This is a genomic window from Streptomyces sp. JJ38 (assembly GCF_019303475.1).
Taxonomy (GTDB): Bacteria; Actinomycetota; Actinomycetes; order Streptomycetales; family Streptomycetaceae; genus Streptomyces.
In genome coordinates, this window is the sequence record NZ_JABLSI010000016.1 from 107,650 (window position 1) to 134,073 (window position 26,424).

Annotated in this window: 21 protein-coding genes and 1 pseudogene; 4 read left to right on the plus strand and 18 right to left on the minus strand. The window is 71.9% G+C overall.

What is annotated here, in order from left to right; translation table 11 throughout:
• Positions 1–3: 3 nt before the first annotated feature.
• Both tal and tkt read right to left on the minus strand, forming a co-directional pair.
• Positions 4–1,122 (minus strand): transaldolase, encoded by a 1,119-nt coding sequence (tal, locus tag HPT28_RS11335; protein WP_219090896.1) that lies wholly within the window; start codon positions 1,120–1,122, stop codon positions 4–6.
• Between the two features lie 39 nt (positions 1,123–1,161).
• Positions 1,162–3,246: a transketolase gene (gene tkt / locus HPT28_RS11340; protein WP_219090897.1), complete on the minus strand. Its 2,085-nt coding sequence runs from the start codon at positions 3,244–3,246 to the stop codon at positions 1,162–1,164.
• Positions 3,247–3,603: 357 nt separating this feature from the next.
• On the opposite strand from tkt, the gene HPT28_RS11345 reads away from it, so the two are divergent.
• Together HPT28_RS11345 and HPT28_RS11350 are read left to right on the plus strand one after the other, a co-directional pair.
• Positions 3,604–4,554 (plus strand): heme o synthase, encoded by a 951-nt coding sequence (locus HPT28_RS11345; RefSeq protein WP_219090898.1) that lies wholly within the window; start codon positions 3,604–3,606, stop codon positions 4,552–4,554.
• 107 nt (positions 4,555–4,661) lie between these two features.
• Positions 4,662–5,024, plus strand: coding sequence for a hypothetical protein (locus tag HPT28_RS11350; protein WP_219090899.1), 363 nt, complete (start codon positions 4,662–4,664; stop codon positions 5,022–5,024).
• Positions 5,025–5,162: 138 nt separating this feature from the next.
• Here HPT28_RS11350 and HPT28_RS11355 read toward each other — a convergent pair whose 3' ends face one another.
• The 14 genes from HPT28_RS11355 to HPT28_RS11420 form a co-directional block, all read right to left on the minus strand.
• A complete protein-coding gene (locus HPT28_RS11355; RefSeq protein WP_219090920.1) occupies positions 5,163–6,158 on the minus strand; it encodes a heme A synthase in 996 nt (331 codons plus the stop codon).
• Positions 6,159–6,276: 118 nt separating this feature from the next.
• The gene (gene pgi, locus HPT28_RS11360; RefSeq protein WP_219090900.1) at positions 6,277–7,935 is read right to left on the minus strand and encodes a glucose-6-phosphate isomerase; all 1,659 of its coding nucleotides are present in this window, start codon (positions 7,933–7,935) and stop codon (positions 6,277–6,279) included.
• A gap of 139 nt (positions 7,936–8,074) precedes the next feature.
• Positions 8,075–8,410, minus strand: a complete 336-nt coding sequence (locus tag HPT28_RS11365; protein ID WP_219090901.1) for an RNA polymerase-binding protein RbpA — start codon at positions 8,408–8,410, stop codon at positions 8,075–8,077.
• 208 nt (positions 8,411–8,618) lie between these two features.
• Entirely contained in the window at positions 8,619–8,846 is a 228-nt protein-coding gene (secG, locus tag HPT28_RS11370) for a preprotein translocase subunit SecG (protein ID WP_219090921.1), read from the minus strand.
• Between the two features lie 174 nt (positions 8,847–9,020).
• On the minus strand, positions 9,021–9,797 hold the full coding sequence (gene tpiA, locus HPT28_RS11375) for a triose-phosphate isomerase (RefSeq protein ID WP_219090902.1): 777 nt from the start codon (positions 9,795–9,797) through the stop codon (positions 9,021–9,023).
• A gap of 5 nt (positions 9,798–9,802) precedes the next feature.
• On the minus strand, positions 9,803–11,014 hold the full coding sequence (pgk, locus tag HPT28_RS11380) for a phosphoglycerate kinase (RefSeq protein ID WP_219090903.1): 1,212 nt from the start codon (positions 11,012–11,014) through the stop codon (positions 9,803–9,805).
• Between the two features lie 120 nt (positions 11,015–11,134).
• Complete coding sequence (gene gap, locus HPT28_RS11385; RefSeq protein WP_219090904.1) at positions 11,135–12,139, minus strand: type I glyceraldehyde-3-phosphate dehydrogenase; 1,005 nt, start codon at positions 12,137–12,139, stop codon at positions 11,135–11,137.
• 248 nt (positions 12,140–12,387) lie between these two features.
• Positions 12,388–13,365: a DNA-binding protein WhiA gene (gene whiA, locus HPT28_RS11390; protein ID WP_219090905.1), complete on the minus strand. Its 978-nt coding sequence runs from the start codon at positions 13,363–13,365 to the stop codon at positions 12,388–12,390.
• A complete protein-coding gene (gene yvcK, locus HPT28_RS11395) occupies positions 13,356–14,381 on the minus strand; it encodes a uridine diphosphate-N-acetylglucosamine-binding protein YvcK (protein ID WP_219090906.1) in 1,026 nt (341 codons plus the stop codon). The genes whiA and yvcK overlap by 10 nt, the downstream gene beginning before the upstream one ends.
• A complete protein-coding gene (rapZ, locus tag HPT28_RS11400; RefSeq protein ID WP_219090922.1) occupies positions 14,378–15,373 on the minus strand; it encodes an RNase adapter RapZ in 996 nt (331 codons plus the stop codon). Before rapZ ends, yvcK begins: the two co-directional genes overlap by 4 nt.
• Positions 15,374–15,422: 49 nt before the next feature.
• On the minus strand, positions 15,423–17,420 hold the full coding sequence (gene uvrC / locus HPT28_RS11405) for an excinuclease ABC subunit UvrC (protein WP_219090907.1): 1,998 nt from the start codon (positions 17,418–17,420) through the stop codon (positions 15,423–15,425).
• Positions 17,421–17,540: 120 nt separating this feature from the next.
• Complete coding sequence (locus tag HPT28_RS11410; protein WP_219090908.1) at positions 17,541–18,533, minus strand: GNAT family N-acetyltransferase; 993 nt, start codon at positions 18,531–18,533, stop codon at positions 17,541–17,543.
• Between the two features lie 86 nt (positions 18,534–18,619).
• A complete protein-coding gene (locus tag HPT28_RS11415; protein WP_219090909.1) occupies positions 18,620–19,276 on the minus strand; it encodes an MBL fold metallo-hydrolase in 657 nt (218 codons plus the stop codon).
• Positions 19,277–19,328: 52 nt separating this feature from the next.
• Complete coding sequence (locus tag HPT28_RS11420) at positions 19,329–20,030, minus strand: maleylpyruvate isomerase family mycothiol-dependent enzyme (protein WP_219090910.1); 702 nt, start codon at positions 20,028–20,030, stop codon at positions 19,329–19,331.
• A gap of 242 nt (positions 20,031–20,272) precedes the next feature.
• Here HPT28_RS11420 and uvrA point away from each other — a divergent pair, with 242 nt between their 5' ends.
• A complete protein-coding gene (gene uvrA, locus HPT28_RS11425) occupies positions 20,273–23,296 on the plus strand; it encodes an excinuclease ABC subunit UvrA (protein ID WP_219090911.1) in 3,024 nt (1,007 codons plus the stop codon).
• Positions 23,297–23,318: 22 nt separating this feature from the next.
• The gene (locus HPT28_RS11430; protein WP_219090912.1) at positions 23,319–23,744 is read left to right on the plus strand and encodes a Rieske (2Fe-2S) protein; all 426 of its coding nucleotides are present in this window, start codon (positions 23,319–23,321) and stop codon (positions 23,742–23,744) included.
• 72 nt (positions 23,745–23,816) lie between these two features.
• Here the strand turns inward: HPT28_RS11430 and HPT28_RS11435 are convergent, their stop codons facing one another.
• Complete coding sequence (locus HPT28_RS11435) at positions 23,817–24,857, minus strand: TerC family protein (RefSeq protein ID WP_219090913.1); 1,041 nt, start codon at positions 24,855–24,857, stop codon at positions 23,817–23,819.
• A gap of 242 nt (positions 24,858–25,099) precedes the next feature.
• Positions 25,100–26,424: pseudogene (locus tag HPT28_RS11440) on the minus strand (export associated protein); the annotation flags it as partial.

Below are 26,424 nucleotides of genomic sequence, written 5' to 3' on the forward strand. Positions count from 1 at the left end.
TGCTTACGCCTCCTTCGGGGCGAGACGCTTGAGCTCGGCTTCGGTGGAGGTGAGCAGGTCGGTCCAGGAGGCCTCGAACTTCTCGACGCCCTCGCGCTCCAGCAGAGCCACGACCTCGTCGTAGGAGATGCCGAGCGCCGCGATGGCGTCGAGGTCGGCGCGGGCCTGCGCGTAGGTGCCGCGCACGGTGTCGCCCTTGATCTCGCCGTGGTCCTCGGTGGCCTCCAGCGTGGGCTCCGGCATCGTGTTCACGGTGTTCGGGGCGACCAGCTCGGTGACGTAGAGGGTGTCCGGGTAGGCCGGGTCCTTGACGCCGGTGGAGGCCCACAGGGGGCGCTGCACGTTGGCGTTCTTGGCCTCCAGTGCCTTCCAGCGGTCGGAGGCGATGACCTCCTCGTACGCCTGGTAGGCCAGGCGGGCGTTGGCGAGGGCGGCCTTGCCGCGCAGCGCCCTGGCGTCCTCGGTGCCCAGGGCGTCGAGCCGCTTGTCGATCTCGGTGTCCACGCGGGAGACGAAGAACGACGCCACCGAGTGGATCCGGGAGATGTCCAGGCCCTTGGCGTCGGCCTTCTCCAGGCCGGTCAGGTAGGCGTCCATCACCTGGCGGTAGCGCTCCAGCGAGAAGATCAGCGTGACGTTGACGCTGATGCCGGCGGCGATCGTCTCGGTGATGGCCGGCAGGCCGTCGAGGGTGGCCGGGATCTTGATGAGCGTGTTCGGCCGGTCGACGAGCCAGGCGAGCTGCCGGGCCTCGGCGACCGTGGGCCGGGTGTGGTGGGCCAGGCGCGGGTCCACCTCGATGGAGACCCGGCCGTCCCGGCCGCCGGTGGCCTCGTAGACGGGCCGCAGGATGTCGGCCGCGTCCCGCACGTCGGCGGTGGTGATCATGCGCAGCGCCTCCTCCACGGAGACGCGGCGGGCGGCGAGGTCCTCGAGCTGGCGCTCGTACCCGTCGCCGGCCGAGATCGCCTTCTGGAAGATCGACGGGTTGGTGGTGACGCCGACGACGTGCTGCTGGTCGATCAGCTCGGCGAGACCGCCGGACGTGATGCGCTCACGCGACAGGTCGTCCAGCCAGATCGCGACGCCCTCGTCGGAGAGGCGCTTGAGTGCGTCTGTCATAGGAATTACATCTCCTGCTTGTCGCTGTTCGGGCGGTCGTCAGCGCGCCGCGGCTTCGATGGACTCGCGGGCGGCGGTCGTCACCGCCTCGGCGGTGATGCCGAACTCGCGGTAGAGCGTCTTGTAGTCGGCGGAGGCGCCGAAGTGCTCCAGCGAGACGGCACGGCCGGCGTCTCCCAGGTAGCGGTACCACGACTGGGCGACGCCCGCCTCGACGGTGACTCGGGCCCGTACGGACGGCGGCAGCACCGCGTCCTTCCAGGCCTGGTCCTGCTCCTCGAACCACTCCACGCACGGCATGGACACGACCCGCGCCCTGATGCCCTCGGCCTGCAGCGCCTCCCGGGCCTCGACCGCGAGCTGCACCTCCGAGCCGGTGGCGATCAGGAGCACGTCGGGGCTGCCGCCCTCGGCCTCGAACAGCACGTACCCGCCCTTGGCGGCGTCCTGGTCCGGCTCGTAGGTGGGCACGTTCTGCCGCGTGAGAGCGAGACCGTGCGGGGCGGGGTGGCGCTCGAAGCGCTCCATGATCTCCGCCCACACGACGGCCGTCTCGTTCGCGTCGGCGGGCCGGACCATGTTCAGCCCCGGGATCGCGCGCAGGGCGGCCAGGTGCTCGACGGGCTGGTGGGTGGGGCCGTCCTCGCCCAGGCCGATCGAATCGTGCGTCCAGACGTAGGTGACGGGGGTCCTCATCAGCGCGGCCAGCCGCACGGCGGGCCGCATGTAGTCCGAGAAGACGAGGAAGGTGCCGCCGTAGATCCGCGTGTTGCCGTGCAGCGCCACGCCGTTCATGACGGAGCCCATGGCGTGCTCGCGGATGCCGAAGTGGATGGTGCGGCCGTACGGGTCCGCGGTGGGCAGCTTGTTGCCGACCGGGAGGAACGAGGTCTCGGCGATGGTGGTGTTGTTCGAACCCGCGAGGTCGGCGGAGCCGCCCCACAGCTCGGGCAGCACGCCGCCCAGCGCCTTCAGTACGGCGCCGGAGGCCTTGCGGGTGGCCACGTCCTTGCCGGGCTCGAAGGTCGGCAGGGCCTCGCGCCAGCCCTTGGGCAGCTGCCGCTCCTGGAGCCGGTCGAAGGTCGTGGCCCGCTCCGGGTTGGCGTCGCGCCAGGTGGCCAGCTCCTTCTCCCAGGCGGCCTTGGCCTCGGCGCCCCGCTCCAGGGCCCTGCGGGTGTGGGCGAGGACGGCGTCCTCGACGGGGAAGTCCGCCTCGGGGTCGAAGCCGAGGACGCGCTTGGTGGCGGCGACCTCCTCGGCCCCGAGGGCCGAACCGTGGGAGGCCTCGGTGTTCTGCGCGTTCGGCGCGGGCCAGGCGATGATCGAGCGGGCCGCGATGAGGGAGGGGCGCGAGGTCTCGGCCTGGGCGGCCCGCAGCGCCTGGTGGAGCGCCTTCGGGTCCAGGTCGCCGTTCTCCGCCTGGTCGACGCGCTGGACGTGCCAGCCGTAGGACGCGTAGCGCTTGAGGGTGTCCTCGGAGACGGCCGTCTCGGTGTCCCCCTCGATGGAGATGTGGTTGTCGTCCCACAGCACCACGAGGTTGCCGAGCTTCTGGTGGCCGGCCAGCGAGGAGGCCTCGGCGGCCACGCCCTCCTGAAGGTCCCCGTCGCCACAGAGCACCCAGACGGTGTGGTCGAACGGGGATTCACCCGCGGGTGCCTCCGGGTCGAACAGGCCGCGCTCGTAGCGGGCGGCCATCGCCATGCCCACCGCGTTGCCGATGCCCTGGCCGAGCGGGCCCGTCGTCGTCTCCACGCCGACCGTGTGACCGACCTCCGGGTGACCCGGCGTCTTGCTGTCCCAGGTGCGGAAGGCCTTGAGGTCCTCCAGCTCCAGGCCGTAGCCGGCCAGGAACAGCTGGATGTAGAGCGTCAGGCTGGAGTGGCCCACGGACAGCACGAAGCGGTCCCGGCCCGCCCAGTGCGCGTCGGCCGGGTCGTGCCGCATGAGCTTCTGGAAGAGGACGTAGGCGGCCGGGGCGAGGCTCATCGCCGTGCCCGGGTGTCCGTTGCCCACCTTCTGCACGGCGTCCATGGCCAGGACGCGAACGGTGTCGACGGCCCGCTGGTCCAGCTCGGTCCAGGCGAAGGTCTCGGCATCTGTGGTGTTCGGCTTGGTGCTCACCCTGGCTCAGGGCTCCTCTCCGCATACGAAAAGCCGGTGACCTGTCCCTCACCGCGCGATGCCGAGCCTACCGCCGACCGCGGGGCCCGCCCGCCGGTGCTCACCCTGTGGTCACGTCGTCGGTACCCCGCCGGGGCCCTGACCTCACGTGCGGAGCGGACAAATCCGGACCCCATGCGACCGGGCGGCCCGGGAGTGCATACCGGGCCAACACGGCCACCCCGCGATCTGGCCGAGTAGGCCAGCCGTCTAAAGTGGCGTAGTACGTGCGAGACGCGGCCGGACGCAAGGGGTCTGGCCCTCGCTTGTTCCCACTGCGGTGCGAGCCGCGGATGTCGCTTGTGATCAGGGGTGTTCGTGACGGCCGTCGAATCCCGTCCCGCGGGGAGTATCGCGCCGGACCAGGGGACGCATTCGGGCCCGCCCGCCATGGCGCGGGTGAAGGCGTTCGTGGCCCTCACCAAGCCCCGCATCATCGAGTTGCTCCTCACCACGACCATCCCGGTGATGTTCCTGGCGGCACAGGGTGTGCCCGACCTGCTGCTGGTGCTCTACACCTGCGTCGGCGGCTATCTGTCGGCCGGTGGCGCCAACGCCCTCAACATGTACATCGACCGGGACATCGACGCGCTGATGGACCGCACGGCGCAGCGCCCGCTGGTCACCGGCGTGGTCTCGCCCCGCGCGGGCCTCGTCTTCGGCCTGACCCTCGCGGTCGGGTCCACGCTGTGGTTCGGCCTGCTCGTCAACTGGCTCTCGGCGGCCCTCTCGCTCGGCGCCCTGCTGTTCTACGTCGTCGTCTACACGATGCTGCTCAAGCGGCGCACCGCGCAGAACATCGTGTGGGGCGGCATCGCGGGCTGCATGCCGGTGCTGATCGGCTGGTCCTCGGTGACGAACGAGGTGAGCTGGGCCGCGGTCATCCTGTTCCTGGTGATCTTCTTCTGGACGCCGCCGCACTACTGGCCGCTGTCGATGAAGGTCAAGGACGACTACGCGCGGGTGGGTGTGCCCATGCTCCCGGTCGTGGCCTCCAACCGCGTCGTGGCCCGGCAGATCGTCTGGTACAGCTGGGTCATGGTCGGCGTCTCGCTGGCCCTGTGGCCGCTGGGCTACGTGGGCTGGTTCTACACGACGGCGGCGCTCGCCGCGGGCGGCTGGTGGCTGTGGGAGGCCCACGCCCTCCAGGCCCGGGCGAAGGCCGGTGTCACCGGGCCGAAGCTCAAGGAGATGCGGCTCTTCCACTGGTCGATCGTCTACGTCACGATCCTCTTCTCCGCCGTCGCCATCGACCCGTTCCTGCGCTGACCGCGCTCCGGCGCCGGTCATGTTCCCGCTGAGCGCCCGTCGTCCCGGCGGCGGCCGTGGCGCAGCCCACGCTGCCCCGGCCGACTACCCGGCGGTAGCCTTGGCCCATGGCAGACACGCAGAGCAGCGAGACCCCGAAGCCCGAGCAGAAGGCGGACGCCAGGGCGCAGCGGCAGGCGGCCCGGCTGGCCAAGCAGATCACCGCGTTCACGCGGCAGCACGGCGGCAGCGCCGAGGGCCAGCTCGCCTACATCGGGCAGCGCGGCGTCCGCATCGTCCTCGTCGGTGAGGACGGCGGCTGGGGCGACCTCGTGGCCACCAGCCACGCCGTCGCCGAGGAGGCCGTGCGGAAGGCGGGCATCACCGTCCGGGAGAGCTTCGACGGCGAGATGGCGGCCAAGGTGCGCACCGGACCGTACGAGTGGACGCGCATGGCCGGCATGCAGATCGGCGGCCCCAGCAACAGCTGAGCCCCGCCGCGGCGGCCACCGGGCGCCGCCGCGCACACGCGGTCCGCACCGGGCCCGGCCCGTCCTCCCGCACCGGGAGGACGGGCCGGGCCCGTCGGCTTGGGACCCGGGCCGATCGGCTCAGGGCCTGGCGCCGGCTCAGACGGCGGCGGCCGCGGGGGCGACGGGCTGGGCGCCCTCCCCGGCCGTCTCGGCGGCTCCGGCCACCGGCGGTGTGCCGCGCTCGCGCAGGGACAGCACGACGCGCAGGACGGCGATCCACACGAGCGTCGAGCCGAGCAGGTGCACGCCGACGAGCAGCTCGGGCACGTCCGTCACGTACTGGACGTATCCGACGGCGATCTGCGAGGCGAGCACCAGCGCGAGGTCCCGGGTGCGCGCCAGCGGCCCGGGCGGGGCGTCCACGGCGCGCAGGAGCAGCCACAGGGCCAGCGTCAGTGCCACGACGAGCCACGCGAGTGCGGCGTGTGCCCGGGTGACGGCCTCCCACTCCAGCGGGATGCGCGGCACCTCGCTGCTGTCCCCCGCGTGCGGCCCGGCCCCGGTGACCACGGTGCCGACGACGATGAGCGCGGCCGTGGCGAGCAGCAGTGCCGTGCCGAGCTGCCGGACCCGGGGCCCGACGAGCGGACGGGCCGGGGCATCGCCCTCACCGGCCCGGTGCCAGGTCAGCAGGGTGAGGGTGATGAGCGCGGTGGCCAGCAGGAAGTGCCCGGCGACGGAGTACGGGTTGAGCCCGGTCAGCACCGTGATACCGCCGAGCACGGCGTTGGCCAGCACGATCCAGAACTGGGCCCAGGCGAGCCGGGTGAGACCCCGGCGGCGGGGGGCGGTGCTGCGGGCGGCGACGATGGCCCAGCCGACGGCTGCGCACAGCACGTACGTCAGCATGCGGTTGCCGAACTCGATGGCACCGTGCAGCCCCATCTCCGGGGTGGCGAAGAGGCTGTCGTCGGTGCACTTGGGCCAGGTGTCGCAGCCGAGCCCCGAGCCGGTCAGCCGGACCGCTCCGCCGGTGACGACGATGACGACGCTCATGAGCACCGCGGCCAGGGTGGCCCGCCGCAGCGTGCGCTGGGACGGCGTCCAGCGGCTGTCGATGTACGCCAGGGGATTACGCGCGGCTTTGAGCATGTTCGGCACGGACCCATGGTATGCGGGAGCTTGTGCGAGTTTTCACGAGGGTGGGCCGGACGCGGGCCCCGGTGGGCCGGACGGGCGGCCGCGCACCCCGTCCGGCCCACCGCCGCGGTCAGCGGCCGCGCGCCGCGCGGTAGCGGGCGACGAGCGCGGCCGTCGAGCCGTCGAGACCCGGGACGTCGGCCGCGCCGGTCAGAGCCGGCTCGATGCGCTTGGCGAGCACCTTGCCCAGTTCCACGCCCCACTGGTCGAAGGAGTCGATGTTCCACACCGCGCCCTGGACGAACACCTTGTGCTCGTAGAGGGCGATGAGCTGGCCGAGCACGGACGGGGTCAGGGCCGAGGCCAGGATCGTCGTCGTGGGGCGGTTACCCGGGAACGTGCGGTGCGGCACCTGCTCCTCGGCGACGCCCTCGGCGCGGACCTCGTCGGCCGTCTTGCCGAAGGCGAGCGCCTGGCCCTGGGCGAAGAGGTTCGCCATCAGCAGGTCGTGCTGCTCCCGCAGCGGGCCGAGCTCGGGCACGGGCTCGGCGAAGCCGATCAGGTCGGCGGGGACGAGCCGGGTGCCCTGGTGCAGCAGCTGGAAGTAGGCGTGCTGCCCGTTGGTGCCGGGCGTGCCCCACACGACGGGCCCGGTCTGCCAGCTCACCGGACGGCCCTCGCGGTCCACCGACTTGCCGTTGGACTCCATGTCGAGCTGCTGCAGGTAGGCGGTGAAGCGGCTCAGATAGTGGGAGTAGGGCAGCACGGCGTGCGACTCGGCCCCGAAGAACGCCCCGTACCAGATGCCGAGCAGCCCCAGGAGCAGGGGAGCGTTGGCCTCCGGCGGCGCCGTGCGGAAGTGCTCGTCGACGAGGTGGAAGCCGTCCAGCATCTCCCGGAACCGCTCGGGGCCGATGGCGACCATGAGGGACAGCCCGATGGCCGAGTCGTAGGAGTACCGGCCGCCGACCCAGTCCCAGAACTCGAACATGTTGGCCGGGTCGATACCGAACTCGGCCACCTTCGCGGCGTTCGTCGACACGGCCACGAAGTGCCGGGCGACGGCCTCCTCGGCCCCGCCGAGGCCGGCCAGCAGCCAGTCCCGCGCGGCCCGGGCGTTGGTGATCGTCTCGATGGTGGTGAAGGTCTTCGAGGCGACGACGAACAGCGTCTCGGCCGGGTCGAGGCCGCGGAGGGCCTCGTGCAGGTCCGCGCCGTCCACGTTGGAGACGAAGCGGAAGTCCAGCTCGCGGGCCGTGTAGGGGCGCAGCACCTCGTAGGCCATCGCCGGCCCGAGGTCGGAGCCGCCGATGCCGATGTTCACGACGGTGCGGATCGGCCGCCCGGTGTGGCCCGACCAGCGGCCCGAGCGCACCTCCTCGGAGAAGGCCGCCATCCGGTCCAGCACGGCGTGCACGGCCGGGACGACGTTCTCCCCGTCCGTCTCGACGACGGCGTCCCGCGGGGCGCGCAGCGCGGTGTGCAGGACCGCCCGGCCCTCGGTGTTGTTGATCTTCTCGCCGCGGAACATGGCGTCGCGGAGCGCCGCGACCCCGGTGGCGTCGGCGAGTGCCCGCAGCAGCGCGAGCGTCTCGTCCGTGACGAGGTGCTTGCCGTAGTCGAGGTAGAGGTCGCCCACCTGGAGGTGGTACCGCTCGCCGCGCCCGGGGTCGGCGTCGAAGAGGTCCCGCAGTCTCACATCACCCAGCCGCTTGCGGTGTTCGGCCAGAGCGGTCCACTCCGGCAAGCGGTCGAGCCGTTCGCCGAACGGTGCGCCTGCTGCATTCATCTGCGCTGTCAGCCCATCCTTGTCGTCCGTAACCCCGCCGTGGACGACTCTAGAGGGCGGGCGGCCCGGGGCCGCCCGAAGCCCGCCGATTTCCCGCCGACCCGCGGGGTGTGCGGGGCGCGCGGCAGGCCGGGAGGGGCTAGATCTCGCCGCGCAGCTTGGCCAGCGCCTCGGCGAGGATCGCCTCGCCGTCCGCGTCGGAGCGCCGCTCCCGCACATAGGCGAGGTGTGTCTTGTACGGCTCCGTGCGCGGCGGGGCCGGCGGGTTGTCCTGGTCCGTGCCCGCGGGGAAGCCGCACCGGGGGCAGTCCCAGGTGTCCGGAACCTGCGCGTCACTGGCGAAGCTGGGCTTCGTCTCGTGCCCGTTGGAGCACCAGAAGGAAATGCGGAGGCGGGGCGCGGACTCACCGCGCTCCGCCTCGCCCATCGGCCCCGCCCCGACCCGGCTGCCCCGGATCGCGTTGCCACCTGCCACGGTCGTAACTCCCTGCCTCAAGGTGCTGCGAAGTTGCCCCGAATCTGTGTAGGGCCCAACGCGCGTCCCGGCGTGGGAGTTACCTCCCGTTGCGGAACGCGGTCCTCATGATAGGCAGCAGGGTGGCCCCCCTGTCAGCGGTGCGTCAGCGCCGGAACACGATCGACACCTCGTACGGGGGACGCTTTCGGTCGTCCCGGGGATGGGTTCAGGACGTCTTCATCATGATGCCGAGGGCCACGATGATGGCGAACCAGATGAGCCCCACGACGATGGTGATGCGGTCCAGGTTGCGCTCGGCCACGGAGGAACCGCCGACGGAGGACTGCATGCCGCCGCCGAACATGTCGGACAGGCCGCCGCCCTTGCCCTTGTGCATCAGCACCAGCAGCATCAGCAGACCACTGAAGACGAGCAGGGCGATCGACAGACCCAGTTCCACGGTTGGACCAACTCTCGGACTTCGTAACGTGACGGACGGTGAAAGCGCGACGACCCTCGACGGGGCGGCGCGCCGCCGGTGCGGGACCGGCTCGCGGGGCCGGATCGACGACCCGGCCCCGCACAGCCTACGACGGGAGCGGCCCGTCGGCCCAGCCCGACGGTCTGGCTACTGGTCCCGGAAGCGGACGATCTTGACGAACTCGTCCACATCGAGGGAGGCACCGCCGACGAGGGCGCCGTCCACGTCCGGCTGCGCCATGATCGCGGCGACGTTGCCGGACTTGACCGAGCCGCCGTACTGGATGCGGACCTTCCCGGCCAGCTCCTCGGCGTACAGCTCCGCCAGGCGGCGCCGGATCGCGTGGCAGACCTCCTGGGCGTCCTCCGGCGTGGCGACCTCGCCGGTCCCGATGGCCCACACCGGCTCGTAGGCGATCACGATCGTCTCGGCGTGGGCGGCCGGGACACCGTCGAGGGCGCCGTCGAGCTGGGCCAGGGTGTGCTCGACGTGACGGCCGGCCTTGCGGACGTCCAGCCCCTCGCCGACGCACAGGATCGGCGTCAGGCCGTGCGCGAAGGCGGCCTTCACCTTGGCGTTGCACAGCGCGTCGCTCTCGCCGTGGTACTGGCGGCGCTCGGAGTGGCCGACGACGGCGAACGTGCACTTCAGCTTGGCCAGCATCGCACCGCTGACCTCGCCGGTGTAGGCGCCGGACTCGTGGGCCGAGACGTCCTGGGCGCCGTAGGTGATCTTCAGCTTGTCGCCGTCGACCAGGGTCTGCACCGAGCGCAGGTCCGTGAACGGCGGCAGGACGGCGACGTCGACGCCCTCGTAGTCCTTGTCGGAGAGCGCGAAGGCGAGCTTCTGGACGTGTGCGATGGCCTCGAGGTGGTTGAGGTTCATCTTCCAGTTGCCCGCCATGATGGGCGTGCGGGAAGTCATGGTGTTCAGTCCTCCAGTGCGGCGAGGCCGGGCAGGGTCTTGCCCTCGAGGTATTCGAGGCTGGCGCCGCCGCCGGTCGAGATGTGGCCGAAGGCGTCGTCGGCGAAGCCCAGCGTGCGCACGGCGGCGGCGCTGTCACCGCCGCCGACGACGGTGAGGGCGGAGCTCTCCGCGAGGGCCTCGGCGAGCGCCCGGGTACCGCCGGCGAAGTCGGGGTGCTCGAAGACGCCCATCGGCCCGTTCCAGAAGACGGTGGCGGCGTCGGCCAGCTTCGCGGCATACAGCTTGCGCGACTCCGGGCCGATGTCCAGGCCCTCCAGGCCGGCGGGGATGGCCGTGGCGGGCACGGTCACCGGGTCGGCCGGGGCCTTGGTCTTGAGGTCCGGGAAGCCGTCGGCGGCCAGGACGTCGACGGGGAGGACGAACTCCACCCCGCGCTCCCTGGCCCGCTCCAGGTAGCCCTGGACCGCCGGGACCTGGTCTTCCTGGAGGAGCGAGTTGCCCACGTCGTGGCCCTGCGCCTTGAGGAAGGTATAGGCCATGCCGCCGCCGATGAGGATGCGGTCGGCCTTCTCCAGCAGCCGCTCGATCACGGCGAGCTTGTCCGAAACCTTCGCCCCGCCGAGGACGACGGCGTACGGACGCTTGACGTCGTCCGTGAGCTGCTTCAGCACGCCGACCTCGGTGACGATGAGTCCACCCGCCGCGTGCGGCAGCTTGGCCGGGAGGTCGTAGACGGAGGCGTGCTTGCGGTGCACGGCGCCGAAGCCGTCGCCCACGTAGGCGTCGGCGAGGGCGGCCAGCTCGGTGGCGAACGCCGCGCGCTCGGCGTCGTCCTTGCTGGTCTCACCGGCGTTGAAGCGGAGGTTCTCCAGCAGCGTGACCTCGCCGTCGCCCAGAGCGGCGACGGTGGCCTTCGCGCTGTCCCCCACCGTGTCGGACGCGAACGTCACCTCGGCGTCGAGCAGCTCGCCCAGCCGCGCGGCGACGGGGGCGAGCGAGAACTGCGGGTCGGGTGCGCCCCCCGGCCGGCCCAGGTGTGAGGCGACGACCACCCGGGCGCCCGCCTTCGCGAGCTTCTGGATGGTCGGCACGGCGGCGCGGATGCGTCCGTCGTCGGTGATGGTGTCCCCGGCGAGCGGGACGTTGAGGTCGGCGCGGACGAAGACCCGCTGTCCGGCGACCCCTTCGGAGACGAGTTCGTCGATCGTCTTCATATGTGTGCGTGGCTCCTTGGTTCAGCCCTGCGACATGGGACGAGGCCCGTGCGGCGCGCCGGTGCGCCGCACGGGCCTCGTTCCGGTCACTTCTCGGATGCCTGGGGGACCGCTACGCGGTCAGAGCTGGTTGCCGACGAAAAGCGTCAGGTCGACCAGTCGGTTGGAGTAGCCCCACTCATTGTCGTACCAGCCGACGATCTTCACCTGCTTGCCCATCGCCATGGTCAGCGAGGAGTCGAAGGTGCAGGACGCCGGCCAGTTGACGATATCCGAGGAGACGATCGGGTCGCTCGTGTACTCCAGGATCCCCTTGAGCGGGCCCTCGGCGGCCTCCCGGAAGGCCGCGTTGACCTCCTCCTTCGTGACCTCCCGCTCGACCTCGACCACCAGGTCGGTGACGGAGCCGGTGGGCACGGGCACCCGCATCGCGATGCCGTCCAGCTTGCCCTCGAGCTGCGGGAGCACCAGCGCGGTGGCCTTGGCGGCACCGGTGGAGGTGGGGATGATGTTCTGCGCCGCCGCGCGGGCACGGCGCAGGTCCTTGTGCGGGAAGTCCAGGATCCGCTGGTCGTTGGTGTAGGCGTGGACGGTGGTCATCATGCCCTTGACGATGCCGAAGCTCTCGTCGAGAACCTTCGCCATCGGCGCGACGCAGTTCGTCGTGCACGAGGCGTTGGAGATGACGTCGTGCTCCCCGGCCCGGTAGGCGTCGTTGTTGACGCCCATCACCACGGTGATGTCCTCGTTCTTGGCCGGAGCCGAGATCAGGACCTTCTTGGCGCCGCCCGCCAGGTGCTTGGCCGCGTCCTCACGCTGGGTGAAGATGCCGGTGGACTCGACGACGACGTCGACGCCCAGTTCGCCCCAGGGGATGTCGGCCGGGTTGCGCTCGGAGAGGACCTTGATCGTCCTGCCGTCGACGGTGATGGTGTCCTCGGTGTGGGTCACCTCGGCGTTGAGACGTCCCATGATCGTGTCGTACTTCAGGAGATGCGCGGTGGTCGCGGTGTCGCCCAGGTCGTTGACTGCCACGACCTCGATGTCCGCACCCTGCTCCAGGAGTGCGCGGAAGTAGTTGCGACCGATGCGGCCGAAGCCGTTGATTCCTACGCGGATCGTCACGAACCGATCTCCTCGTTAGGTACGCCGGCGATGGATGTGCCGACGAGCGTGTTTGGGATATCCCCGACCACAACCGACCCTACCGCGCTCAGTGTGGTCCACGTGACATCGCCGACGAGACGACGCGCGGATCCGGCCGTCGTGGAGCCCTCGCCGGCCACGACGGCGCGCACCACCACGGACGGGGGTCCGGCCGCGCGACGGTGCGGCTCGCCGCATCGCCACGGCCGGATCCCGCCGGGCCGGCCTCAGCCGACCATCTCCTCCGTGAGCGAGGACTCCGTCCCGGGAATGCCCAGGTCCGAGGCGCGCTTGTCAGCCATCGCGAGCAGCCGTCGGATACGGCCGGCCACCGCGTCCTTCGTCAGCGGCGGGTCCGCGAGGGCGCCCAGCTCCTCCAGCGAGGCCTGCTTGTGCTCCATGCGCAGCCGCCCGGCGGCGGCCAGGTGCTCGGGGACGTCCTCCCCGAGGATCTCCAGCGCCCGCTGCACCCGGGCCCCCGCGGCCACCGCGGCACGGGCCGAGCGGCGCAGGTTCGCGTCGTCGAAGTTCGCCAGCCGGTTCGCCGTGGCCCGCACCTCGCGGCGCATGCGCCGCTCCTCCCAGGCGAGCACGGAGTCGTGCGCGCCGAGCCGGGTGAGCAGTGCCCCGATGGCGTCCCCGTCCCGGACGACGACGCGGTCCACGCCGCGCACCTCGCGGGCCTTCGCCGCGATCTGGAGCCGACGCGCGGCGCCGACGAGCGCGAGGGCCGCCTCCGGCCCGGGGCAGGTCACCTCCAGCGAGGAGGAGCGGCCCGGCTCGGTCAGCGAGCCGTGGGCGAGGAACGCGCCGCGCCAGGCGGCCTCGGCGTCACAGGTGGCGCCGGAGACGACCTGGGGTGGCAGCCCGCGGATCGGCCGGCCCCGGCCGTCCACCAGCCCCGTCTGCCGGGCGAGCTGATCACCCCCGGCAACCACCCGGATGACGTAACGGCTGCCGCGACGCAGCCCGCCGGGGGCCATCACCACGAGGTCGGACTTGTGCCCGAAGATCTCCTCGATGTCCCTGCGCAGCCGCCGGGCCGCGATGGCCGTGTCCAGCTCGGCCTCGATGACGATGCGTCCGCTGACCAGGTGCAGCCCGCCGGCGAAGCGCAGGATCGAGGAGACCTCCGACTTGCGGCAGCAGGTCCGGGTGACGGTGAGCCGGGAGATTTCGTCCTTCACCGCTGCCGTCATCGCCATGGGCCGATCCTTCCATGCATCCGAAAAATACGGTCGTACGCGGCGGCCAGCCGTTCCGGGTCGTGCCGCGGGGTGCCGTCCTGCGCGGCCACCCGCGCCAGCTCCACCGTGCCGCCCAGCCGCTCGGCGGCCTCGCGCAGACTCTGCTGGTCGGGCACAGCATCCTGGTCCGCCAGCACGACGTCGAAAGCGAGTTTAGGGGCGTGTCGGGCCAAAACCTCCAAATGACGCTGCGGGGAGAACCCGGCCGTCTCGCCCGGCTGGGGGGCCAGGTTCAGCGAGAGCACCCGGCGCGCCCTGGTCTCGACGAGGGCCTGGCGCAGCTCGGGCACCAGCAGATGAGGGATCACCGAGGAGAACCAGGAACCCGGGCCGACGACGACCCAGTCGGCGTCGAGCACGGCGGCGACGGCCTCCGGGACGGCCGGCGGGTCGGACGGCACGAGCCGCACCTCCCGCACCTCGCCCGGGGTGAGGGCCACGGTGGCCTGCCCGACGACGGTGCTCTCCTCCTCCGGCAGGGCGGGGTCGTGCCCGCGCACCTGGGCCTGGAGCTGGAGCGGGACGGCCGACATCGGCAGCACCCGGCCGTGGGCGCCGAGCAGCTTGCCGACGAGGTCCAGCGCGGCCACGTGGTCACCGAGCTGCTCCCACAGGGCGACGATCAGCAGGTTGCCGACGGCGTGCCCGTTCAGCTGGCCCTCGCCGCCGAAACGGTGCTGCACGACCCGGGACCAGGTCTGGCCCCAGTCGTCGTCGCCGCACAGCGCGGCCAGCGCCTTGCGCAGGTCACCGGGCGGGAGGACGTCGAGTTCCGCCCGGAGCCGACCGCTGGAGCCCCCGTCGTCGGCGACCGTGACCACGGCGGTGAGGTCGCCGGTGATCCGTCGCAGCGCGGTCAGCGACGCGGACAGGCCCCGGCCGCCGCCGAGCGCGACGACCTTGGGCTGCCCCTTGCCGCCGGGCAGCAGCCGACGTCGTCGCAACCGCAGGGAGCGGCCGGCCACCGAACTCATTCGCGGCCCATGTCTCGGTGGACGACGACGGTCTCCACACCCTCGGCGGACAGCCGACGGCCCAGCCGCTCGCTCACCGCGACGCTGCGGTGCTTGCCGCCGGTGCAGCCGATGGCGATGGTGACGTAGCGCTTGCCCTCCCGGCGGTAGCCGGCGGCGATCAGCTGGAGCAGCTCGGCGTAGCGGTCCAGGAACTCCTTGGCACCGGGCTGCTCGAACACGTAGTCGGCGACCTCGGGGCTGGTGCCGGTGTGGGGGCGCAGCTCGGGTACCCAGTGCGGGTTCGGCAGGAAGCGGCAGTCCGCCACGAGGTCGGCGTCGACGGGCAGGCCGTACTTGTAGCCGAAGGACATGACGGTGGCCCGCAGCTCGGGTTCCTCCTCCCCGGCGAACCGGGCGTCCATCTTGGCGCGCAGCTCGTGCACGTTGAGGCTGGAGGTGTCGATGACGAGGTCGGCGTCGCCGCGCAGCTCCCGCAGCAGGTCGCGCTCGGCGGCGATGCCGTCGACGATGCGGCCGTCCCCCTGGAGGGGGTGCGGGCGGCGGACGGACTCGAAGCGGCGCACCAGGGCCTCGTCCGAGGCCTCGAGGAACACGGTGCGCCGGGCGACGTGCTTGGCCTCCAGCGACGCCAGCGACTCCTTGAGGGCGTCGAAGAAGCGCCGCCCGCGGACGTCGACGACGACGGCGATGCGGGCGACGTTCCCCTGGGAGCGGGCCCCGAGGTCCACCATGGTCGGGATGAGCGCGGGCGGCAGGTTGTCGACGACGAACCAGCCGAGGTCCTCCAGGCACTTCGCGGCGGTGCTGCGGCCCGCCCCGGACATGCCGGAGATGATGACCAGCTCGGGGATCGTCGTGCCCTCCGCGCCGTTGCCCTCGGCCGGGGTACCCGCGTTCACGTCTGCTCCCGTGTCGTCTCTGCTCTGGTCCGCGGCTCTGCTCTCGTCCGCGGTTCGGTTCTGCTCGGCGGCTCTGCGCTGCTCGTCCATGATCTCTTCCCCCGGTCCGGTGGCGTGGGACGCGCCGTGCACGCGGCCCTCACCGCTCATCATCGTCGATGATTTCCCCGGTGGTGGTGTTGACCGCCGGGGCCGGACGCGTGGATTCCGCCAGCGCCGCCGCCACCAGCTCCGCCGTCCGCCGCCCTATCCCGGGGACCTCGCACATCTGTTCCACCGTCGCCGCCCGGAGTTTCCTGACGGACCCGAAGTGCTTGACGAGGGCCTGCCTGCGGGTCTCGCCCAGGCCCGGGACGGCGTCCAGCGGACCGGTCCTGAGCGCCTTGGAGCGCTTGCCGCGCTGGTAGCGGATGGCGAACCGGTGGGCCTCGTCCCGCACCCGCTGGAGCAGGTAGAGGCCCTCGCTGCTGCGGGGCAGCACCACGGGGTCGTCGTCCCCCGGCAGCCAGACCTCCTCCAGGCGCTTGGCCAGCCCGCACACGGCGACGTCGTCGATGCCCAGCTCGTCCAGCGCCCGGCGGGCGGCGGCCACCTGCGGCTGTCCGCCGTCCACCACGACGAGCTGCGGCGGGTACGCGAACCGCTTGGGCCGCCCCTCCGGCGTGCGCGGCCCCGCCTCCCCCGGCTCCCGGGCCTCGCCCTCGTCGTCCTCGGGCACGGCCCACTCCCCCGTCTCCCGCCGCTCGGCGAGGTAGCGGCGGAAACGGCGGGAGACGACCTCGTGCATGGCGCGGACGTCGTCCTGCCCGGCGAAGGACTTGATCTGGAAGCGGCGGTACTCGCTCTTGCGGGCGAGGCCGTCCTCGAAGACGACCATCGAGGCGACGACGTCGTCCCCCTGGAGGTGGGAGACGTCGAAGCACTCGATGCGCAGCGGCGCCGAGTCCAGCTCCAGGGCCTCGGCGATCTCCTCCAGGGCGCGGGAGCGCGTGGTGAGGTCGGAGGCGCGCTTGGTCTTGTGCAGGGCGAGGGCCTGCTGGGCGTTCCGCCCGACGGTCTCCATCAGGGCGCGCTTGTCGCCCCGCCGCGGCACCCGCAGGCTGACCCGGGAGCCGCGGCGCTCGGCCAGCCACTCGGCGACCGGCTCCACCGGCTCCGGCAGCGCGGGGACGAGCACCTCCTTGGGGACGGCCTCGCCCTTCTCCTCGCCGTAGAGCTGCTGGAGCGCGTGCTCCACGAGATCGGCGCTGCCGAGGGGCTCCACCTTGTCGGTCACCCAGCCGCGCTGGCCGCGCACCCGGCCGCCGCGGACGTGGAAGATCTGGACGGCGGCCTCCAGCTCGTCCTCGGCCAGCGCGATGAGGTCGGCGTCCGTGGCGTCGGCCAGGACCACGGCCTGCTTCTCCATGGCCCGCGTCAGCGCCCCGATGTCGTCCCGCAGGCGGGCCGCCCGCTCGTACTCCATCTCCTCGGACGCCTCGCGCATCCGCGCTTCGAGCCGGCGGAGGTGGGTGCCCGTCCGCCCGGCCATGAAGTCGCAGAACTCCTCGGCCAGATCGCGGTGGTCCTCCGCGCTGATCCGCCCCACGCAGGGGGCCGCGCACTTGTCGATGTAGCCCAGCAGGCAGGGCCGCCCGATCTGGGCGGACCGCTTGAAGACCCCGGCGCTGCACGTGCGGACGGGGAAGACCCTCAGCAACAGGTCCACCGTCTCCCGGATCGCCCAGGCGTGCCCGTAGGGACCGAAGTAGCGCACGCCCTTCCGCTTGGCGCCCCGCATGACCTGGACCCGGGGGAACTCCTCGTTCATCGTCACGGCGAGGAACGGATAGCTCTTGTCGTCCCGGTACTTGACGTTGAACCGGGGGTCGAACTCCTTGATCCAGGTGTACTCGAGCTGGAGGGCCTCGACCTCGGTGCCGACCACCGTCCACTCCACGGAGGCCGCCGTCGTCACCATCGTCGCCGTGCGCGGGTGCAGCCCGGCCAGATCCTGGAAGTACGACGAGAGCCGCTGCCTCAGGCTCTTGGCCTTTCCGACGTAGATCACCCTGCGGTGCTCGTCCCGGAAGCGGTACACGCCCGGCGAGTCGGGAATCTGCCCCGGTGAGGGCCGGTAGCTCGACGGATCTGCCATACCCACCAGCCTACGTGCGCACGGTGACAGCCCGGATGCGCCCCGCCCCGCTGCCCGGATGCGCCCCCGACCGGGGCCACCGCCCGGCCTCGGGACGGACGAGCGGCCGACGGGACGTCGCTACCCGGTGGCGATCAGCGCCAGCACCACCAGCCAGCACACGGCCACCAGCACCGGTATGAACACCATCAGCGTCCCCGTCGGCGAGGCCCGCAGCCAGCTCGCGGGGCGGTCGCCCTCCATCCCCTGGCCGACGACGCGCTCACCGCCGTGCCAGAGCAGGTACCGCTCGAACTCCACGACCGCTGTCTTGCGGGCCTGGAGGTAGCGCCGCCCGAAGCGGAGCATCTGCGAGAAGGCGACGGACGCGCCGAAGCCGATGACGGCGACGACGATGGCCAGTCCGCGCAGGGGCTCGGAGTCGTCCCCCCGCCCGCCCAGGGCGAAGGCGGTGGCGGCCGCGAGACCGGCGGTGATGTAGAAGAAGTTGTTCAGCTTCTGCCAGTTGGTGGTGTCCTCGTGCTTGTAGAGGTCCACGGCGACGCCGTACTGGCTCTGCACCAGTGCCTCGCGGCGCCTGCGCCGCACCCACACCACCCGCGGTATTCCGTCGGGCGGTGTCTGCCGGACCAGCTCCTTGAAGCCGAGCCTGCGGTGGAAGCGCGTGGACGCCTCGTTGGGCGGTTCGGCGACGACCGCGGCGATCACCGGACTCGTCTTCCACTGGTCGAGCACGTGGTCGTACAGCCGGGAGGCGACGCCCTGCCGGGCGGCGCGCGGCGCCACACACACCTGCTTGATCACGAGGAAGCCGCCCAGATCGGCCCTGATCTGGTGGTTCAGCCACTCGTCCGCGCCCAGGGCCTCGTCACTGTAGGCCAGCAGGAAGCCGACGACGTCGGCCCCCTTGACCGCGACGTAGAAGTGCTCGGCGGTCTTGAGGCGCACCCGGTAGGCGTCGGCGGTATAGCCGGAGACGAGGAACCCGCTCCTGCTCGCCTCGTGGGGGTCCGTGCGGTCCAGGCTCCGTGAGGCGGCCAGCTCCACGATCGCCTCCACGTGCTCCTCACGAGCCCGGATGATCGCCAGGTCGTTGCTCTCCCCGGTGGCCATGCCGCCGTCCCCTCCCCGCTGCCTGCTGCCGACCTCCTCAATTTACCTTCTGCGCTGGGGTGTTGACGCACCCGGTGACACGGCGGTCACCATCCGCGCTCGCGCCACTCGGCGAGGTGGGGTCGCTCGGCGCCGAGGCTGGTGTCGGCGCCGTGGCCCGGGTAGACCCAGGTCTCGTCCGGGAGTTGCCCGAAGAGCTTGGTCTCGACGTCGTGCAGCAGCGAGGCGAAGTGCTCGGCGTTGCCGAAGGTGTTGCCGACGCCGCCGGGGAAAAGGCAGTCGCCGGTGAACACGTGCGGGTGACCGTGCGGGTCGTCGTAGACGAGCGCGACGGAGCCGGGGGTGTGGCCGACCAGGTGCCGGGCGGTGAGGCGGATCGCGCCGAAGGAGACGGTGTCGCCGTCGTCCAGCGGCACGTCGGTGGGGACGGGGATGCCGGACGCGTCCTCGCGGCCCGCGTAGGTGCGGGCCCCCGTCGCGGCGACGACGTCGGAGAGCGCCTGCCAGTGGTCGCCGTGCCGGTGGGTGGTGACGACGCCCGTGATGCCGTCGCCCCCGATGAGGCTCAGCAGGGTCTGCGGCTCGTTGGCGGCGTCGATCAGGAGCTGCTCGTCGGTGGTGCGGCAGCGCAGCAGGTAGGCGTTGTTGTCCATCGGGCCGACGGCCACCTTGGAGATGATCAGGTCGGCCAGCTCGTGGACGTCGGCCGGGCCGCCGACCGTGACCTTTCCGGTGTAGGACATGTGGGTCTCCTTGCGGCGAGGCCGCGGACGGCGGCCGGGTGGGCGGATGGGGTCAGAGCGGGGGCAGGACGGGCAGCGCGCCGGGCCCGGCGCCGAGGCCGGTGCCGTCGGTGCGCCCGGCCAGCCAGCCGGCGAGCGCGCCGGGGGCTCCGGTGACGGTGACCTCGGGGCCGCCGGCCCCGGCCTCGCGGCCGGTGCGCCACGTCTGACCGTCCTCGGTGCGCAGCTCGGTGGCGGGGACGTCGGGGTTGCCGGAGAAGCGCCGGGCCAGGTAGCCGATGAGGGCCTGGGTGAAGGCGGCGGGCATGTCGTCCAGCGTGCGGCCGGCGTCCAGGTCGACGTGGTGCAGCTCGACCTCGACCTGGCGCCGGAAGGGAATGGCCCCGGCCCGGTCCGTGACGCCGTTGCGCAGCTCGACGCGCTCCTCCCAGCGCTCGCCCTCGTACCGGGCGAACGCCGCGCCGAGCCGCTCGGCCGTGGCGCGCAGGTCCTCCAGCTGGATGGCGAGCGGGCGCGGCGCGCCGCTCTCGATGTCGGCGTCCCGGGCCTCCGCGCTCGCGTACATGGGCCGCCCTTCGAGGACGTTGACCAGCGCGTCGGCGTTACGGGCGAGGTGGGCGAGGACATGGCCGCGGGTCCAGCCGGGCAGCCCCGAGGGTTCGGCGAGGGACGCGTCGTCCAGTCGCGAGACGGCAGCCAGGAGTGTGTGGGTGGACTCCTGGAGGGCCGCGACGTCGTGTTGTGGCACGTTCATGATCCAACGCTATCGCCGCCCCACGACGGGGTGAAGTCGGCTCCGGTCGCGGTTGTGGGGTTGTGCGCGGGGGCGCGTGGGTGTGCACGTGCGGCACGGCCACGAACACGCCGCGAAATCGAATGTGCGTGCTATAAGCTCGCGGTAGTGGCATCCCGAAGACACACCGGCCGCGGCCGCCATACCCTGGTATGCGGGCCGCTCGTCCGGACCCTCAATCCACACGAAAGGTGCCAATCGGCGTGGCCGACCGTCTCATCGTCCGTGGCGCTCGCGAGCACAATCTGAAAAACGTCTCGCTCGACCTCCCGCGTGACTCCCTCATCGTCTTCACCGGGCTCTCTGGGTCGGGCAAGTCCTCGCTCGCGTTCGACACGATCTTCGCCGAGGGCCAGCGCCGTTACGTGGAGTCGCTCTCGTCCTACGCACGGCAGTTCCTCGGACAGATGGACAAGCCGGACGTGGACTTCATCGAGGGCCTGTCCCCCGCGGTGTCCATCGACCAGAAGTCGACCTCGCGCAACCCGCGCTCCACGGTCGGCACCATCACCGAGGTCTACGACTACCTGCGGCTGCTGTTCGCCCGGATCGGCAAGCCGCACTGCCCCGAGTGCGGACGCCCCATCGCCCGACAGTCGCCGCAGGCCATCGTGGACAAGGTGCTCGGCCTGGAGGAGGGCAGCCGGTTCCAGGTGCTCTCGCCGCTGGTGCGCGAGCGCAAGGGCGAGTTCGCCGACCTCTTCTCCGACCTCCAGACCAAGGGCTACAGCCGCGCCCGGGTGGACGGGAAGACGGTCCAGCTCTCCGACCCGCCCAAGCTGAAGAAGCAGGAGAAACACACGATCGAGGTGGTCGTCGACCGCCTCACCGTGAAGGAGGGCGCCAAGCGGCGGCTGACGGACTCGGTGGAGACGGCCCTCGGGCTCTCCGGCGGCATGGTCATCCTCGACTTCGTGGACCTCGACGAGGACGACCCGCAGCGCGAGCGGATGTACTCCGAGCATCTCTACTGCCCCTACGACGACCTGTCGTTCGAGGAGCTGGAGCCGCGCTCGTTCTCCTTCAACTCCCCCTTCGGAGCCTGCCCCGAGTGCACCGGCATCGGCACCCGGATGGAGGTGGACCCGGAGCTGCTCGTCCCCGACGGGGAGCGGTCCCTCGACGACGGGGCCATCCACCCGTGGTCGCACGGGCACAACCGGGAGTACTTCGGGCGGCTGATCGGCGCCCTGGCCGACGCCCTCGGCTTCCGCACCGACATCCCCTGGGACGGGCTGCCGCAGCGGGCGAAGAAGGCGCTGCTGCACGGACACCGCACCCAGATCGAGGTCAGCTACCGCAACCGCTACGGCCGCCAGCGCTCCTACACCACCCCCTTCGAAGGGGCGGTGCCCTTCGTACGGCGGCGCCACTCGGAGGCCGAGTCCGACTCCAGCCGGGAGCGCTTCGAGGGCTACATGCGCGAGGTGAACTGCCCGTCCTGCGAGGGCACCCGGCTGAAGCCGATCGTGCTGGCCGTGACGGTCAAGGGGCGGTCCATCGCCGACGTGGCCGCCATGTCGATCAGCGAGTGCGCCGACTTCCTGCGCGACATGACGCTGAGCGCCCGCGAGAAGAAGATCGCCGAGCGGGTGCTGAAGGAGGTCAACGAGCGGCTGCGCTTCCTCGTCGACGTCGGCCTCGACTACCTGTCGCTCAACCGCGCCGCCGGGACGCTCTCGGGCGGCGAGGCCCAGCGCATCCGGCTGGCGACGCAGATCGGCTCGGGCCTCGTGGGCGTGCTCTACGTGCTGGACGAACCGTCGATCGGCCTGCACCAGCGGGACAACCACCGGCTCATCGAGACCCTCGTGCGGCTGCGGGACCTGGGCAACACCCTGATCGTCGTCGAGCACGACGAGGACACCATCCGCACCTCGGACTGGGTCGTGGACATCGGTCCGGGCGCGGGCGAGCACGGCGGCAAGGTCGTCCACAGCGGGCCGCTGGCAGAGCTGCTGTCCAACGAGTCCTCCATGACGGGCCAGTACCTCGTCGGCAAGAAGCAGATCCCCACCCCCGCCGAGCGCCGCCCGGCGGACGCGGAGCGGCAGCTGACGGTCGTCGGCGCGCGGGAGAACAACCTGCGCGACATCGACGTCGACTTCCCGCTGGGCGTGCTGACGGCCGTCACCGGGGTCTCCGGATCCGGCAAGTCGACCCTGGTCAACGACATCCTCTACACCCACCTCGCCCGGGAGCTGAACGGCGCGAAGGCGGTGCCGGGGCGGCACACCCGGGTCGTGGGCGACGACCAGGTGGACAAGGTCGTCCACGTCGACCAGTCCCCCATCGGGCGCACCCCGCGCTCCAACCCCGCCACGTACACCGGGGTCTTCGACCACGTCCGCAAGCTGTTCGCCGAGACGATGGAGGCGAAGGTCCGCGGCTACCTGCCCGGCCGGTTCTCCTTCAACGTCAAGGGCGGACGCTGCGAGAACTGCTCGGGTGACGGCACGATCAAGATCGAGATGAACTTCCTGCCCGACGTGTACGTGCCCTGCGAGGTGTGCCACGGCGCCCGGTACAACCGGGAGACGCTGGAGGTCCACTACAAGGGCAAGAACATCGCCGAGGTGCTGGACATGCCGATCGAGGAGGCGATGGACTTCTTCGAGGCCGTCCCCGCCATCGCCCGGCACCTGCGCACCCTCAACGACGTCGGGCTCGGCTACGTGCGGCTGGGGCAGTCAGCCCCCACGCTCTCCGGCGGCGAGGCACAGCGCGTGAAGCTGGCCTCGGAGCTGCAGAAACGCTCCACGGGACGCACGGTCTACGTGCTCGACGAGCCCACGACCGGCCTGCACTTCGAGGACATCCGCAAGCTCATCTCGGTGCTGGAGGGCCTGGTCGACAAGGGCAACACGGTCATCGTCATCGAGCACAACCTCGACGTCATCAAGACAGCCGACTGGGTCGTGGACATGGGCCCCGAGGGCGGCGTCGGCGGCGGTCTCGTCGTCGCCGAGGGGACGCCGGAGGAGGTCGCCGCCATTCCCGCCAGCCACACCGGCAAGTTCCTCCGGGACGTGCTGGGCGACCGGGTCAGCGACGCGCCGGTGGACGGCGGCCCGCGGCGCAGGGCCGCGGCCAAGACGAAGGCCAAGGCGGCCGCGGCGGGCCAGGCGAAGAACGCCACGGCGGTCCGCAAGGCGGCGGCCAAGACGTCCGCCAAGGCACCCGCCAAGAAGACGGCCAGGAAGACGGCCGCGGGCAAGCGGGCCTGACCCCACACGTAGGCTGGCCCGCGTGACAGACGACGAACGGCGCAGCCCGGGCCGCCGCACCGTGCTCTGCGGTGCGGCGGCCTCGGCCGCTGGCCTCACCCTCTCCGGCTGCGGGGGCTCGGGCGCCCCCGCGGCCCCGCCGCCGGCCACTCCGACGGCGCCCGTCGAGCTCGGCTCCGCCGACGACGTCCCCGTGGGCGGCGCCCACGCGTTTGCCGCGCGGAGCATCGTCGTATCGCAGCCCGAGCCCGGGCGCTTCAAGGCGTTCAGCGCGGTGTGCACGCACAAGGGCTGCGTGATGGCCGCGGTGCGGAAGCTGACGATCCACTGCGCCTGCCACGGCAGCAGCTTCGACACGACGACGGGCGAGGTGCTCGGCGGCCCGGCGCGGGAGCCCCTGCCGGAGGTACCCGTCCGGGTCGAGGGCAACGGACTGATCGCCGGCTGACGATGCGTCGGCCGGCGATCAGTCCGGTAGGTCGCGCCGCTGCCTCACGTACGGGAAGCCGTACGCGGTGCCTCAGCGGGCCGCGTTCTCGCTCTCCTCGGCCGGCCGCTCGGCCGCGTCGCCCTCGGCCGGCTCGGCCGCGTCCGTCTCGGCCGCCCCGGCCCGCGCGTTCTGCTGCTTCGCGGCGATCAGGCTGGTGACGGTCGTGACGACCAGCACGCCGCAGATGACGCCCAGCGAGACCGGGGTGCTGACGACGGGGACGTGCACACCCTGCTCGTGCAGCGCGTGCAGGACGAGCTTCACCCCGATGAAGCCGAGGATGACCGACAGCCCGTAGGAGAGGTGGACCAGCTTCTTCAGCAGCCCGCCGATCAGGAAGTAGAGCTGTCGCAGCCCCATCAGCGCGAAGGCGTTGGCGGTGAAGACGATGTACGGGTCCTGCGTGAGGCCGAAGATGGCGGGGATCGAGTCCAGGGCGAACAGGACGTCCGTGGTACCGATGGCCAGCATGACGATCAGCATGGGCGTCATGAGGCGACGGCCGTTCTCGACGATCGTCACGCGCGTGCCGTGGTACTGGTCGGTGGAGGGGAAGCGCTTCTCGACCAGCTTCAGCAGGCGGTTCTCCTCGTACGCCTCTTCCGACGCGTCGGCGCGGGCCTCCTCGATGAGCTTCCACGCCGTCCAGACGAGGAAGGCGCCGAAGATGAAGAACACCCAGGAGAACTGGGAGATGACCGCCGCGCCGGCCGCGATGAACACACCGCGGAGCACCAGCGCGATCAGTACCCCGACCATCAGCACGCGCTGCTGGTAGGCGGCGGGTACCGCGAACTTGGCCATGATGAGGACGAAGACGAAGAGGTTGTCGACGCTGAGCGACTTCTCCGTGATGTAGCCGGCGAAGAACTCACCGGACGAGGTGGCGTTCCCGAAGAACAACAGCCCCAGACCGAACAGGACGGCCAGGGCCACCCAGACCGCCGACCAGATGCCGGCCTCCTTGACGGAGACCTCGTGGGGCTTGCGTCCGCCGATGAAGAAGTCGACGGCGATCAGGGAACAGAGACCGAGAATGGTCACTGCCCAGGTGGTCATGGTGACGTCCATGCAGCACTCCTCCGGCTGTCGTCGCCGGAGGTCTCTTCCGCCCGGGCCTGGCCACGGGCCGACGCCCCGGGACCGCAACGGGCGGTCCGTACTGACGGGGACATCGCAGCCGGGAGTACTCCCCTCCGCAAAGTGCAGGCTATGACAAGGTCAAGGAATCACCAAGTGGCACCCTTTGAGGTGTGACGCAACGCACAACAGGTGCCGCGCCCGCCGGAGGTGCCGTGCCGTCAGACCCGCCGTCAGACGTGCCGTCCGCCCGGACGGGCCCGGACGGCCTCGGCCAGCGTGCCGAGGACCCGCGGCAGGATCGCGCTGCCCTGCGGCACGTGCGGCGGCTCGTACGTCCACTGGTGCCGCACCCACGGGTCGGCGATGTGGTCGTCCGGGATGGGTGTGATCCGCAGGAGCGAACGCCACAGCGGGTCCAGCAGCGGGCCGTAGTCGGCGGCGTCCTCCCGGTCCGCGACGAGGAGCAGATGGACGCCGACGGCCGGGCCCTCGTCCGCGAGGTAGCGCAGCCGGGTGATCGCGCGGTCGTCGAAGCCGTGCGGGAAGTCGTGCACGAGCAGGAGCTGTTCACTGGTGTCCAGGCCGGGCGGCAGGGCGTCGGCGGCCCGGTTGCGGACGGCCAGCTGCACCAGGTCGACCCGCTCGGTGAGGCGGCCGAGGACGCCCGACACTCCGGCGGCGCCGCGCGCCGGGGCCTCCCGCAGCAGCCCGGAGTCCAGCAGGGGGCGCAGGGTGTGCGCCGCCGTGCCCGCCGCGTCGATCACGTGCACCGTGAACCCGCCCGGCGGGTGCACGGCCAGCAGCCGCCCCGCCACCGCCGTGGCCAGCAGCCCGGCCTCGCGCCGCAGGTCCGCGGCGTCGATGACCTCGGCGGCCGGCTGGCCGCCCCGTCCGGAGTCGATCCACAGGCCGCGCTCCAGCGGCAGCCTGACCAGCATGGGTATCCGCAGCCCGATGCGCTCGGGCAGGCTCAGATCTCCCAGCCGCAGGGCCGAGGGCGCCGACCGCGGAATCCGGTAGCCGTGCCAGACCGGGTTGTCCCAGCCGGCGAACGCGGGCGGCAGGGCGGGCTCGACGACCTCGGACTCCGCCGCCAGCTGGTCCAGGTCCCGGTCGAGGACCTGCTGGGCTCGGGCGATCAGCTCCGCCTGCCGGGCTCGGGCGCGCTCCCGGGCGGCGTCGGCCGCCGGGCCCGTGCGGGTGCGCGGATCCGCGAGCACCTCGTCGACCTCCTTCTCCAGCCGGTCGTCGGCGAAGGCGACGGCGCCGCGGTAGGCGGCGACCGTACGGGCCAGGTCCTCGAACATGCCCCACACCTGGTTGTAGAGCCGCTCCTCCATGGACCAGCCGGAGGCGTCGCCGGCGACGGGCTGCGGTGCCTCCTCCCGCGGCGCCCCGTCCCGCGGGCTCTCGTTCCGCTCGGCCCCGGCCCGCGACCCAAGCCCGTGGCGGGTGGGGTGCCGGTAGTCGACGCGAGCGCCCGGCCGCGACGCGGGGCTGGCGGGAGCGCCGCCGGGAGCCGCGGCGGCCCCGGGGGCGGCGGCCCGCGTCGGGG